This window comes from Streptomyces sp. NPDC048349 (assembly GCF_040651925.1).
Taxonomy (GTDB): domain Bacteria; phylum Actinomycetota; class Actinomycetes; order Streptomycetales; family Streptomycetaceae; genus Streptomyces.
Genome location: NZ_JBEZLA010000108.1, coordinates 1 through 12,256, shown reverse-complemented (window position 1 = coordinate 12,256; position 12,256 = coordinate 1). Strand labels below are relative to the sequence as shown.

Annotated in this window: 11 protein-coding genes; 6 read left to right on the top strand and 5 right to left on the bottom strand. The window is 72.1% G+C overall.

The features are described 5' to 3' along the window. Window positions 1–99: 99 nt before the first annotated feature. From AB0D44_RS33155 to AB0D44_RS33145, 3 genes are all read right to left on the bottom strand, one after another. A complete protein-coding gene (locus AB0D44_RS33155) occupies window positions 100–672 on the bottom strand; it encodes a hypothetical protein (RefSeq protein ID WP_362598224.1) in 573 nt (190 codons plus the stop codon). Between the two features lie 219 nt (window positions 673–891). Then, window positions 892–1,662: a hypothetical protein gene (locus AB0D44_RS33150; protein WP_362598221.1), complete on the bottom strand. Its 771-nt coding sequence runs from the start codon at window positions 1,660–1,662 to the stop codon at window positions 892–894. Between the two features lie 33 nt (window positions 1,663–1,695). Then, window positions 1,696–2,424 (bottom strand): hypothetical protein, encoded by a 729-nt coding sequence (locus AB0D44_RS33145; protein WP_362598218.1) that lies wholly within the window; start codon window positions 2,422–2,424, stop codon window positions 1,696–1,698. 327 nt (window positions 2,425–2,751) lie between these two features. Here AB0D44_RS33145 and AB0D44_RS33140 point away from each other — a divergent pair, with 327 nt between their 5' ends. Continuing rightward, window positions 2,752–3,582: an SAM-dependent methyltransferase gene (locus AB0D44_RS33140; protein WP_362598233.1), complete on the top strand. Its 831-nt coding sequence runs from the start codon at window positions 2,752–2,754 to the stop codon at window positions 3,580–3,582. A gap of 122 nt (window positions 3,583–3,704) precedes the next feature. Then, window positions 3,705–5,846: an EAL domain-containing protein gene (locus AB0D44_RS33135; protein WP_362598230.1), complete on the top strand. Its 2,142-nt coding sequence runs from the start codon at window positions 3,705–3,707 to the stop codon at window positions 5,844–5,846. A gap of 75 nt (window positions 5,847–5,921) precedes the next feature. Here AB0D44_RS33135 and AB0D44_RS33130 read toward each other — a convergent pair whose 3' ends face one another. Further along, window positions 5,922–6,989, bottom strand: a complete 1,068-nt coding sequence (locus AB0D44_RS33130; protein ID WP_362598216.1) for an FAD-dependent monooxygenase — start codon at window positions 6,987–6,989, stop codon at window positions 5,922–5,924. Window positions 6,990–7,112: 123 nt separating this feature from the next. Between AB0D44_RS33130 and AB0D44_RS33125 the strand changes: the two genes are divergently transcribed. Further along, window positions 7,113–7,781: a TetR family transcriptional regulator gene (locus tag AB0D44_RS33125; RefSeq protein WP_362598213.1), complete on the top strand. Its 669-nt coding sequence runs from the start codon at window positions 7,113–7,115 to the stop codon at window positions 7,779–7,781. A 3-nt stretch (window positions 7,782–7,784) separates the two neighbouring features. On the opposite strand, the gene AB0D44_RS33120 is transcribed toward AB0D44_RS33125, so the two are convergent. Further along, on the bottom strand, window positions 7,785–8,663 hold the full coding sequence (locus AB0D44_RS33120; protein WP_362598210.1) for a LysR substrate-binding domain-containing protein: 879 nt from the start codon (window positions 8,661–8,663) through the stop codon (window positions 7,785–7,787). Window positions 8,664–8,758: 95 nt separating this feature from the next. On the opposite strand from AB0D44_RS33120, the gene AB0D44_RS33115 reads away from it, so the two are divergent. The 3 genes from AB0D44_RS33115 to AB0D44_RS33105 are packed head-to-tail and all read left to right on the top strand — an operon-like array spanning window position 8,759 to window position 12,167. Further along, a complete protein-coding gene (locus AB0D44_RS33115; RefSeq protein ID WP_362598207.1) occupies window positions 8,759–9,463 on the top strand; it encodes a succinate dehydrogenase cytochrome b subunit in 705 nt (234 codons plus the stop codon). 17 nt (window positions 9,464–9,480) lie between these two features. Further along, window positions 9,481–11,430, top strand: coding sequence for a fumarate reductase/succinate dehydrogenase flavoprotein subunit (locus AB0D44_RS33110; protein WP_362598227.1), 1,950 nt, complete (start codon window positions 9,481–9,483; stop codon window positions 11,428–11,430). Continuing rightward, the gene (locus tag AB0D44_RS33105; protein WP_362598204.1) at window positions 11,427–12,167 is read left to right on the top strand and encodes a succinate dehydrogenase/fumarate reductase iron-sulfur subunit; all 741 of its coding nucleotides are present in this window, start codon (window positions 11,427–11,429) and stop codon (window positions 12,165–12,167) included. The genes AB0D44_RS33110 and AB0D44_RS33105 overlap by 4 nt, the downstream gene beginning before the upstream one ends. The last annotated feature ends 89 nt before the right edge of the window (window positions 12,168–12,256 follow it).

The following is a 12,256-nucleotide window of genomic DNA, read 5'->3' as shown; positions in this document are numbered from 1 at the left end:
GGGCCCGGGCCCCGCCCCGGCGCGGGGCCCCCCCGGCGACCGGCGATCCTGCCGGGGGACGCCGCCCGAAGGGCGGGGATGGCGCCGGTCCGCGGGGATTCAGTGACCGCGCCGGCTGCTGCCGCGGCGGCGCACGGTGTACGCCGTGCCGGCCACGGCGGCGAGGAGGAGTCCGGCGCCCGCGCCGAGCTCCACGGGATCCAGGCCGGCCACACTGCCGCCGAGGCCGCCCTGAACGCCGCGGGCGGAGGTGGTGACGGTGGTGTCCGGGGTGAACGTCCGCGTGGAACTGGTGGTGGGCCTGGTCGTGCCGCCGGCGATCGTCAAGTCGGCCGAGCCGGTCTCCCCGTTGCAGGTGAACGAGACGGAGTACACGGCTCCGCGCCGGGCGTCCCGGTCCACCGTGACCCGTACGGTCTGGCCGCGGGCGATGCTCACGGTGTCGAAGACCCCGGAGGAGGCGGTGGCGTAGGCGGCGTTGCACCCGCTCACCGAGAGGAGCGTCTGGCCGCCGGGGGCGACGGTGGACGGAGTGATGGCGAACCCGAACGAGGTGACCTGCCGGGCTTCGGTGGCGGTCGCGGTGGACGCGCCGAGGACGCCGAGCGCGAGTACGGCGCCCGTGGCGCCGGCGCTCAGCAGGGCTGTGGCGGAGGTACGTATCGCACCCATGGTTGATTCTCCGGATCCCCGAGGAGCAGCCGCGGAAGGGTTTCCGCACGTGGGGGGACGTGCGCCTCGATGTCCGCCACGCTAGGTCCGGGCGGCCCGGCTCGCGATCAGGAACGGGCGAATGGGTCATGGTGCTGGGCCGAACCGGGGACGGGAGCCCCGTCCCCGGTTTGCCGGAAGCCGTACGCGGCCCGCTTCCACGGGTCGCGGCCCACGGCCTCAGTCCCCGAGGCCCAGATGCGGGAACTGCGCGAGGAACGGTTCGGCGGTGGCCGAGATGCCCCGCCCGAAGGGCGCGTCGAAGTCCCAGATCAGGAACAGCAGGAAGGCGATCAGCGCGCTGAACAGACCGGCCAGCAGGAGTTCCCGGAACGAGCGCCGGATCTGCAGGGTGAAGATCAGACCGACCGTCACCAGGGCCCCGACGATGAGCCCGAACCACACCACCCCCGGCATCGTGGCCCCGGCGCCGTGGCCGCGCGCACTGCGGGCGTCGTCCACCGCGGCGACCTGGTCGACCAGCGGCTGGTAGGCCTGACCCTCGTGGTCGGTCTGCGGCTCGTAGTCGGTGACGTCCCGGCGGATCCGTTCCAGCAGCTCCCCGCCGCGGTCCGCGAGCGTGCCGTGGTCGGCCATCTCCTTCCACTCCGTGTCCACCACGTACGTCACGTACGCGTCGACGTCGGACCGGATCTTCTTGCGGACCTCGGCCGGGTAGACCTCGGAGCGGACACTGATCTCGTGGAGGGCCTGCGCTTCCTGGCGCACGTACTCCTGGGCGGCTCCGCGGCCCTCCCAGACACCTGCGATCGCCAGGCCCAGCACGATCGCGTAGATCACCCCGATCATCATCGTCATGTACTCGATGACGTCCGGGGTTTCGTTCGGATCGTCGTCCTCGCCGATCCTGCGGTGGTTGAAGAAGGCGATGGACAGCACGACGGCGCAGGCCGCGGCCATCGCGAGGGTCAGGACGAGCCATTCCGACAAGATGACTCCCAATCGGTTACGGGTGGGGCGGGGCTACCGGGGGCGCAGCGCGACGATCGCGAGGACTGCGGGAGCCGCGGTCAGCAGGGTGAAGGTCACCGGCGAGACGTGGTGTTCGACCGGCTTGCGGGCGGGTGCGTGATAGGCGGGACGGGCCACCGGCCTGGTCACGGGTGGCGGCGGCGCCGGGGTGGGGGCGGGCGGGGCGGGTGGCTCGAGCGCCCGGGGCTGGGCGGGCTTGGGCGGAGCGGGCTTCGGCGCGACGGGCTTGGGCACCGGCTTCGGCACGGGCTTCGGCGCCGGTGGGGGCGGGGGTGGCGGTGGTGTGGGCTCGGGCGGCGGGGCGGGGGTCGGCGGCGGCGTGGGCTTCGGCGTGGGTTTCGGGGGCGGAGGGGGCGAGGGGGAGGGCTTCGGCGGGCAGGGCGGGGGAGGCGGTGGCGGACAGTGGTGGCCGTGGCCGTGGCCGTGTCCGCCGTGGCTGGGGTGACCGCCGTGGCTGGGGTGGCCGCCGTGCCCGTCGTGCCGGCCTCCTCCGTGGCCTTCGCCGGTCCGGCCGCCCTTCTGGCCGCCGTGATGTCCGCCACCCGGACCGCCTCCGCGGCCCCCGCCGCCGGCCGACGCGACCAGGGTGAGGGTGGAGGCGCCGTCACCGGAGCCGGTCGTCGCGTAGGCGCAGCTATCAGCCACGGCCGGGGTGACGGACAGGGCCGCCCACAGCAGGACCGGAACCGCCAGCAGGCGTCTGGCACAGGCTTTGTTCACCCGGGGAGCATGGGCTCGCGCACGCCCGCGCACGCGAGGGTCCGCCCCGGTTCGCCTGAACGGGTGGAGTGCCGACTGGAAGGGTTTGAGCCACTCATGCGTCGCGAGGCGGGCGAGTCCGGGCGCTCATCGCGCAATTCCCAAAAGGGATGTGTCGGTATCGATCATTCTCCCGGACGGGTGCCTCGGACATGTTTGGTGTGTGACGAAGAACGGATCGCCAATTTCCGCTTTTGCTCGCCCCGTTGGGCAATGATCAGTACATTCGGCTCGGACAGGAGTCCGACCACGGACGGACCGCCGTAGGAACAACGCTTGGAGACCCCGATGGAGCGCCCCGCCTGGGCCCCGCCAGGCATCGACATATCGGTGCCGAGCGTGTCCCGCATCTACGATTACTACCTGGGCGGCTCCCACAATTTCGAGGTCGACCGCCAGGCGGCCCGCCGGGCCATGGAATTCATGCCGGGCCTGCCCAAGATCATGCAGGCGAACCGGGCATTCATGCGCCGCGCGGTGCGGCACGCCGTCGCCGAGGGCGTCACGCAGTTCCTCGACATCGGCTCCGGCATCCCCACCTTCGGCAATGTCCACGAGATCGCACAGGCCGCCAGTCCCGAGGCGCGCGTGGTCTACGTCGACCACGACCCGGTGGCCGTCGCGCACAGCCAGGCCGTGCTGGCCGGGGACGAGCGCAGCGGCGTCGTCGCCGCCGACCTCCGCAAGCCGCAGGACATCCTGTCCGGCCCGGAGGTCTCCCGGCTGCTCGACCTCGACCGGCCGGTCGCCCTCCTGCTCGTCGCCGTCCTGCACTTCCTGGAGGACGCGGACGATCCGTACCGGGCCGTGGCCGAGCTGCGCGACGCGCTGGCCCCCGGCAGCCTGCTGATCCTCACGCACGCCTCGTTCGAGGGGATCCCGCTCACGGAGGAGGTCGCGGGCGGGGCCGTCGGCGTCTACCGGGACATCCGCAACCCCCTCGTCATGCGCAGCGGGGAGCAGATCCGCGGGTTCTTCGACGGGTTCGAGATGCTGGAGCCCGGTTTGGTGTCCATGCCCGACTGGCGGCCGGACCGCGCCGAGTCCGCGGAGGACGGCGCGGTTCAAGAGGACCCGTACGCCTTCTCGGGCTACGGCGGCGTGGGACGCAAGGCGTGAGACTTCCGGCACAGACGGCGGGCGCGCCGGGCGCCGCGGCGGAGCCCGCCGGAGCCCCGGCCCCGGGGCGCGAGGCGGGGCGGTCCGCGGCGCCGGAGCCGCCGGCGGCCCCCAAAGGCGGGATCGAGGACCGGATCGCCCGCTTCGCGACGATCTGGGGGCGGGCGATCTTCCCGGTCACGGCGACCTCGCTGACGCGGCCCGAGTTCGAACGGCATCTCGTCCCGCTCACCCGGACGCTCGCCGAGGCGCTGCACGCACGGCCCTTCGACGCCTCCGTCGCCCAGCGGGTCGGCGCGGAGCTCGTCGCCGTGCACTGCACCGACCCCGAGGCGCTGTCGGGCACCCTCGGAGTGATCGAGTCCTACCTGGTGCTCTACTGCGGGCCCGGTTGGCCCGGGGGCTCCGGCGCGGAGGACATCGAGGAGTACCGGTCCCGCTGTGCCCGTCTCCAGCACGGGATCGCGGCCGGCTACGCCCGCGCCCTGCGCGAGCGCACGCTCAAGGAGCAGGAGGCCATCGCCCGTTCGGCGCTGACCGCCCGCATCGACGCGCAGCAGGCCCTGCACGCGAGCGAGGAACGCTTCCGGGCGGTCTTCGAGGGGGCGGCCGTCGGGATCGGCATCGCCGACCTGGACGGGAACATCCTCGAGGTGAACGACGCGCTGCTGCAGATGTTCGGCGGCCTGGAAGGGCACGTCCGGGGCCGCAAGGTCAGCGAGTGGGGACACCCCGACGACACCCCGCACGTGTGGCGGATGTACGGCGAGCTGGTGCGCGGCGAGCGGGAGAACTTCCGCGTGGAGAAGCCGTACTACCGGCACGACGGCACGGTCCTGTGGACCAATCTGACGGTGTCGCTGCTGCGCGACGCGGACGGGGTGCCGCGCTACCAGCTGGCGCTGATGGAGGACACGACCGAGCGCCGGCTGCTGAACCTGCGCCTGCGCTACGAGGCGACCCACGACGCGCTGACCGGGCTGCCCAACCGGACGCTGTTCTTCGAACGGCTGGAGAAGGCCCTGAGCGGGGCCGGGGGCAGCCGCTTCGGCCTGTGCTATCTGGATCTCGACGGGTTCAAGGCCGTCAACGACAGCCTCGGCCACTCGGCGGGCGACCGGCTGCTGGTGGAGGTCGCGGACCGGCTGCAGAGCTGCGCGACCGGCCCCGGGGAGGTCGTCGCCCGGCTCGGCGGAGACGAGTTCGTCGCCCTGACCACCGGACCCGATACCGAGCAGGAAGTGACCGACCTGGCGGTCCGCATCCTGTCGGCGCTGTCGACGCCGATCCGCCTGGAGGGCCGCGAGCTGACGGTCCGGGGCAGCATAGGCATCGTCGAGGGCCCGGCCCGCGAGCGCACCCCCGCGGAGGTGCTGCGCAGCGCGGACATCACGATGTACCGGGCCAAAGCGGCCGGCGGCAACCGGTTCGAGTTCGCCGACGCCGAGGCCGACGCGCGGGCCATCACCCGCCACGGCCTGACCAACGCCCTGCCGGCGGCTCTGGAGCGGGGCGAGTTCTTCATCGAGTACCAGCCGCTGGTCCACATGCACGACGGCAGCGTGCACGGTGCGGAGGCGCTGGTGCGCTGGTCGCACCCGCAGTACGGGGTGCTCGGCCCGGACCGCTTCATCCCGCTCGCCGAACGGACCGGGCTGATCGTGCCGCTCGGCCGGTGGGTCCTGGAGGAGGCCGTCCGCCAGGCCCGCAACTGGCAGCGCCAGCACGGTGGCTCGTCCCTGCGGATCAACGTCAACCTTTCACCGACCCAGCTGCACCACCCCGGCCTGGTCGCCGACACCGTGGCGGTACTGGAGAAGTCGGGCCTCGCCCCGGGCGCGCTGTGCCTGGAGGTCACCGAATCTGCCCTGATCGGCGCCGACGACGAACTCCTCGAGCCCTTGCGCCGGCTCGCCGCCCTCGGCGTGGACATCGCGCTCGACGACTTCGGCACCGGCTATTCGAACCTGGCCAACCTGCGCCGCCTGCCGGTCAGCGTCCTGAAACTGGACCGCTCCTTCACCCAGGGCATGCAGCAGAGCCCGGCCAACCCGGTCGACGTCAAGATCGTGGAGGGGATCGTCGCCCTGGCCCACAGCCTCGAACTCGCCGTCACCGTCGAGGGCGTGGAGACCGGAGCCCAGGCCGCCCAGCTGCGCGCCCTCGGCTGCGACACCGCCCAGGGCTGGTACTACGCGCGCCCCGGCGCCCCCGACCGCATCCACACGCTCTCCCTCTCGGACGCCGTGCCCAGCCCGTCCTGACTCCGACTGCCCACCTGCCCGGGGCGAGACCCGGGCGCGACCCGGGGGGCGGGTGCGGCCGGCCGGCCCCGCCCGTCAGTTCATGCCCGCCTCCGTCCCGCGCCCCGGCTCGCGGACGGCCGCCATCACCCGGTCCATCCGCCGTGACGTGTCGGCCAGCACCTCGGCCGCCACCGGCAGGCGCTCGGCCTCGTAGGCGTCGAGCACACCCGGCGCCGGGTCGGTGACGGCGGCGGCCAGGGTCCGGGCTAGGGCCGCCGCGTCCCGGATCCCGGTGTTCATCCCCAGCCCGCCGGCTATCGGATGGACGTGCGCCGCGTCCCCGGCGAGGAAGACCCGGCCCTCGCGCAGCCGGGAGGCCATGCGCACGTTCATCCGCCAGGAGGAGAGCCAGGTGGGATCCGCCAGCCGGATCCCCGGCACACGGGCGTCCCGGTCGAAGAGCCGTTGGAAGCTCTCCAGCGAGGGCGGCAGCGGCTCCCCCCGCTCGTCCTGTTCGGGCGCGGCCTGGATCTGGAAGCTCTCCGTCCCCGGCATCGGGCAGAGCAGTATGCCGCCGCCGTCCGAGGTGAACCACTGGTGCCAGTACTCCCGGCTCAGGCCGGGCGCCGTCACGTCCCCGACCACCATCGACGGCTTCTCCTCCGTCCGTCCGTCGAAGGAGATCCCGAGCAGTCCCCGGATCGAGCTGTGGCCGCCGTCGCATCCCGCGGCGTAGGCCGCGCGGACCGACCTGCCGTCGGCCAGCCGCGCGGTGACCCCCCTGCCGTCCTGGGCCATCGCAACCACCTCGGCGCCGTACTCGATCCGCACGCCGAGGCCCGACAGCCGCTCGCGCAGGACCTCCTCGACCTGCCACTGGCCGATCAGAAGGCCGCCCCCGCCGGCCGGTGTGTCGGTGATGTGGGCGCCGTCGAAGTACTTGCGCAGGATCACCCGGGGGTTGCCGATGGCCGAGAGCCGCTCGGCGACACCGAGCCGGACGAAGGCCTCGAGGCTGCCCGCGTCGAGGCCCTTGCCCCGGGACTCGCGGTGGGGTGCGGAACGCCGCTCGAGGACCCGGACCGCGACACCGCGGAGGGTCAGGTCACAGGCCAGGGTGAGCCCGGTGGGGCCGGAGCCCGCGATCAGTACGTCGGTCATCGGAAGTCCTCTCATCGTGCCGATGACTCAAGGAAAACGGCTCCCCCACGAAAAAGCAACCCGGTCACGAAAATAACCCGGTTCAAAAAATGACTCGGTAACGTCTCGTGCTAGGATGGGGCCATGGACAACACGACGGGTCTGCGCGAGAACAAGAAGCTCCGCACGCGCCGCCGGCTGGCGGACACGGCGCTCGAGCTCTTCCTGGAACAGGGCTTCGACGCCGTTTCCGTGGCGGACGTCGCCGCGGCGGCGGAAGTCTCCAAGCCCACGCTCTTCCGGTACTTCCCCACCAAGGAGGACCTGGTCCTGGAGCGGTTCGCCGACCACCAGGACGAGGCGGCGCGCATCGTGCGCGAGCGGCCGGCCGGCCAGGGGCCCGTCGGCGCCCTAAGAGAGCACTTCCTGGCGGCCCTCGACCGGCGGGACCCGATCACCGGACTCTGCGACCACCCCGCGGTCCTCGCCTTCGAGCGGCTGGTCTTCTCCACCGCCAGCCTGGAATCCCGCCTCGCCCGCTACACTGCCCGCGAGGTGGAACTGCTCGCCGCCGCCCTCGAGGCCGAGTCCGCCCCGCCGCTCACCGCCCGGCTGGCGGCGCTGCACCTGGTGACGGTCCGCCGGGAGCTGGGCCGGGAGAACTGGCGCAGGATCGAAGCGGGGCGCAGCGCCGACGAGGTCCACCCGGCAGCCGTGGCCGACGCGACCTCCGCGTTCGGCATGCTGGCCGGCGGACTGGACGAGGTGCTGCCCGTGGGCCCCGGTGCCGCGCCGGCCGCTCCAACGGGCTGACGGTCAGCCCACCAGCATCCGCTTCAGCTCGCGCGCCGCACGCGGGGGAGCCACGTCGGTGCGGTGGGCCAGCGCGATCGTGCGGCGCAGCGGCGAGCCCGCCAGGGGAGTCGCCCGCAGGCCGGGCCCTGCGCGGTCCACCACCATCGCCGGGACCACGGCGACCCCCAGCCCCGCCCGTACGAAGCCGAGGACCGCGTCCATCTCGCCGCCCTCCACCGTGAACACCGGCTCGAAGCCCTCCGCGCGGCAGGCCGCCACCGTCAGCTCCCGCAGGTCGTACCCGTGCCGGAACATCACCATCGGCTCCTCGCGCAGCGCGGAAATGGCCAGTGCCCCGCCCCCGCCCGGCGCCGGCAGCTCCGCGGACGAGACGACGACCAGGTCCTCCGTCAGCAGTTCCACCGTGGTCAGTGCCGGAGCCGAGGGCGGCAGCGGCAGCGCGATCAGGGCCAGGTCCAGAGCTCCGCGCGCCAGTTCCCGTACGAGGTCGAGCGAACCGCTCTCCTCGATCAGCAGCTCGATCCCCGGATGCGCACGGTGGAAGGAGCGCAGCACGTCCGGCAGCAGGCCCGTGCAGACGCTCGGCGTGGCGCCCAGCCGGACCCGGCCGCGCCGCAGCTGCGCCAGCTCCTGCACCTCCAGCCGCGCGGTGTCCGCGTCCGCCAGGATCCGCCGGGCCAGCGGCAGCAGCGCCTCGCCCGCGTCCGTCAGTGCGATGTTGCCCCGCGCGCGGCTGAACAGTTCGGCACCCAGCTCCCGCTCCAGCGCCTTGATCTGCTGGGACAGCGAGGGCTGGGCCACGTGCACCCGTTCCGCTGCCCGCGTGAAGTGCCGGGTCTCGGCGACGGCGACGAAATAGAGGAGCTGCTGGAACTGCATGAGCCCCAGCATACGACGAGCATAGTCAGAGCCTATGGAGATCAGCCCCATCATGTCTTGGACCTTTCGGGACCTTGGTCCCTAACGTCGATGGCATGGCTCTGGCAACGCGGACGGGTCGACGGCCGTCCACCACGCGCACGCTCTGGGACTCGTCCGTCGGCAAGAAGTCCGTGATGGCCGTATCAGGGCTGATCATGCTCGGCTACCTCGTCGTGCACATGCTCGGCAACCTCAAGATCTTCTTCGGGGCGGGGGAGTTCAACGGCTACGCCCACTGGCTGCGCACCCTCGGCTCGCCCTTCCTGCACCACGAGTGGGCCCTGTGGATCGTCCGCGTGGTCCTGCTCGCCGCGATCGTCGCGCACGCGGTGTCCGCGTACCAGCTCAGCCGCCGCGGCATCCGGGCCCGCCCGGTGAAGTACGCCCACAAGCGCCGCAAGGCGAGCTACGCGACCCGCACCATGCGCTGGGGCGGTGTCATCCTCGGCCTCTTCGTCGTCTGGCACCTGCTCGACCTCACCACGCTCACCGTCAACGAGCGGGCCTGGGCCGGACATCCGTACGAAAACGTCCTCGCCACCTTCTCCACCTGGTACGGCAACACGATCTACATCGTGGCGATGGCGGCCCTCGGCCTGCACGTCCGGCACGGCTTCTGGAGCGCCGCCCAGACCCTCGGCGCGGGCAACGCCCGCCGCGAGCGGACACTGAAGTTCCTGGCCAACGCCCTGGCCCTCGTCCTCTTCGCGGGTTTCGTCTCCGTCCCCGTGGCCGTCATGACCGGAGTGGTGAACTGACCATGAACGACACCCTCGTGAACGACTACAGCCGCTACACCACCGGCGAACCCCTCACCGACACGAAGGCCCCCGAAGGCCCGATCGCGGACCGCTGGGACCGCCGCCGCTTCGAGGCCAAGCTGGTCAATCCCGCCAACCGCCGCAAGCACACCGTCATCGTCGTCGGCACCGGCCTGGCCGGCGGCTCCGCCGGCGCGACCCTCGCCGAACAGGGCTACCACGTCGTCCAGTTCTGCTTCTCCGACTCCCCGCGCCGCGCACACTCCATCGCCGCCCAGGGCGGCATCAACGCCGCCAAGAACTACCGCAACGACGGCGACTCGGTGCACCGCCTCTTCTACGACACCGTCAAGGGCGGCGACTTCCGCGCCCGCGAGTCCAACGTCCACCGCCTCGCGCAGATCTCCGTCGAGATCATCGACCAGTGCGTCGCCCAGGGCGTCCCCTTCGCCCGCGAGTACGGCGGTCTCCTCGACACCCGCTCCTTCGGCGGGGTCCAGGTCTCGCGCACCTTCTACGCCCGCGGTCAGACGGGCCAGCAGCTCCTCCTCGGCGCCTACCAGGCCCTCTCCCGGCAGATCGCCGCGGGCAACGTGGAGATGCACGCGCGCACCGAAATGCTCGACCTGATCACCGTCGACGGCGTGGCCCGCGGCATCGTCGCCCGCGATCTGGTCACCGGCGAAATATCCACCCACTACGCCGACGCGGTGGTGCTGGCGAGCGGCGGGTACGGCAACGTCTTCTACCTCTCCACCAACGCCATGAATTCCAACGCGACCGCCGTCTGGCGGGCGCACCGGCGCGGCGCGTACTTCGCCAACCCCTGTTTCACCCAGATCCACCCCACGTGCATCCCGCGCACCGGCGACCACCAGTCCAAGCTCACCCTGATGAGCGAGTCCCTGCGCAACGACGGCCGCATCTGGGTCCCCAAGGCCAAGGGCGACACCCGGCCCGCCGCCGAGATCCCCGAGGGGGAGCGCGACTACTACCTGGAGCGGATCTACCCCTCCTTCGGCAACCTCGTGCCCCGCGACATCGCCTCCCGCGCCGCCAAGAACGTCTGTGACGAGGGCCGCGGCGTGGGCCCCGGCGGCCAGGGCGTCTACCTCGACTTCGCCGACGCCATCCGCCGCATGGGCCGGGACAAGGTCGCGGAGAAGTACGGCAACCTCTTCGAGATGTACGAGCGGATCACCGCCGAGAACCCGTACGAGGTCCCCATGCGGATCTACCCCGCCGTGCACTACACGATGGGCGGCCTGTGGGTCGACTACGACCTCCAGACCACCGTCCCCGGCCTGTTCGCGATCGGCGAGGCCAACTTCTCCGACCACGGAGCGAACCGCCTCGGCGCCTCCGCCCTCATGCAGGGCCTCGCCGACGGCTACTTCGTGCTGCCCGCCACCATCAACGACTACCTGGCCCGCCACCCGCACCAGGAGGCCGTCGACGACACCCACCCCGAGGCCCGGGAAGCCGTACGCGAGACCCGCGAGCGGCTCGCCAGGCTGCTCTCCGTCGACGGCGACCGCACCCCCGACTCCTTCCACCGCGAGATCGGCGAACTCATGTGGGAGTACTGCGGGATGGCCCGCACCGAGGAGGGCCTGCGCAAGGCCCTCGACCGGATCCCGCAGATCCGTGCGGAGTTCTGGCGCCGGATCAAGGTTCCCGGCACCGGTGAGGAGTTCAACCAGTCACTGGAGAAGGCCAACCGCATCGTCGACTACCTGGAACTCGCCGAGCTGATGTGCCTCGACGCGCTCCACCGCGCCGAATCCTGTGGCGGCCACTTCCGCGAGGAGTCCCAGACCCCGGACGGCGAGGCCGAGCGGCGCGACGGGGAGTTCTCGTACGCCGCCGCCTGGGAGTTCGGCGGTACCGGCGCCGCCCCCGTCCTGCACAAGGAAGACCTCGTCTTCGAGTACGTCCACCCCACCCAGCGGAGCTACGCATGAAGCTCACCCTGCGCGTCTGGCGCCAGCAGAAGCCCGACGCCCCCGGCGCCATGGCCACCTACGAGGTCGACGGCATCTCGAAGGACATGTCCTTCCTGGAGATGCTCGACACCCTCAACGAGGACCTCATCCTGCGCGGAGAGGACCCGGTCGCCTTCGACCACGACTGCCGCGAGGGCATCTGCGGCGCGTGCAGCCTCGTCATCAACGGCGACGCCCACGGCCCGGAGCGCACCACCACCTGCCAGCTCCACATGCGGTCCTTCGCCGACGGCGACACCATCGACGTCGAGCCCTGGCGGGCCGCCGCCTTCCCGGTGGTCAAGGACCTCGTCGTCGACCGCGGCGCCTTCGACCGCATCATCCAGGCAGGCGGCTACATCACCGCCCCCACCGGCTCCGCGCCCGAGGCGCACGCCACCGCCGTGCCCAAGGCCGACGCCGACTTCGCCTTCGAGCACGCCGAGTGCATCGGCTGCGGGGCCTGCGTGGCGGCCTGCCCCAACGGCTCTGCGATGCTCTTCACCTCCGCCAAGGTCAACCACCTGGGCGTCCTCCCGCAGGGCTCGCCCGAACGGGAGTCCCGCGTCCTGGACATGGTGGCCGCGATGGACGAGGAGGGCTTCGGCGGCTGCACCCTGACCGGCGAATGCGCCACGGCCTGCCCGAAGGGCATCCCGCTGCCGTCGATCGCCGCCATGAACAAGGAGTGGCTGCGGGCGGTCCGCAAGGGCTGACCGGGCGCCCGGCCCCGGCCGAACGGCCGCCGCCGCCGGCCCGTCCACCCGGACGGAGATCCCGATCCACCACCAGCGCCCCGCAGCGC

Coding starts and splice junctions, on each gene's coding strand:
- AB0D44_RS33155 (WP_362598224.1), bottom strand. CDS start 672: ATGGGTGCGATACGTACCTCCGCCACAGCCCTGCTGAGCGCCGGCGCC.
- AB0D44_RS33140 (WP_362598233.1), top strand. CDS start 2,752: ATGGAGCGCCCCGCCTGGGCCCCGCCAGGCATCGACATATCGGTGCCG.
- AB0D44_RS33130 (WP_362598216.1), bottom strand. CDS start 6,989: ATGACCGACGTACTGATCGCGGGCTCCGGCCCCACCGGGCTCACCCTG.
- AB0D44_RS33125 (WP_362598213.1), top strand. CDS start 7,113: ATGGACAACACGACGGGTCTGCGCGAGAACAAGAAGCTCCGCACGCGC.
- AB0D44_RS33120 (WP_362598210.1), bottom strand. CDS start 8,663: ATGCAGTTCCAGCAGCTCCTCTATTTCGTCGCCGTCGCCGAGACCCGG.
- AB0D44_RS33115 (WP_362598207.1), top strand. CDS start 8,759: ATGGCTCTGGCAACGCGGACGGGTCGACGGCCGTCCACCACGCGCACG.
- AB0D44_RS33105 (WP_362598204.1), top strand. CDS start 11,427: ATGAAGCTCACCCTGCGCGTCTGGCGCCAGCAGAAGCCCGACGCCCCC.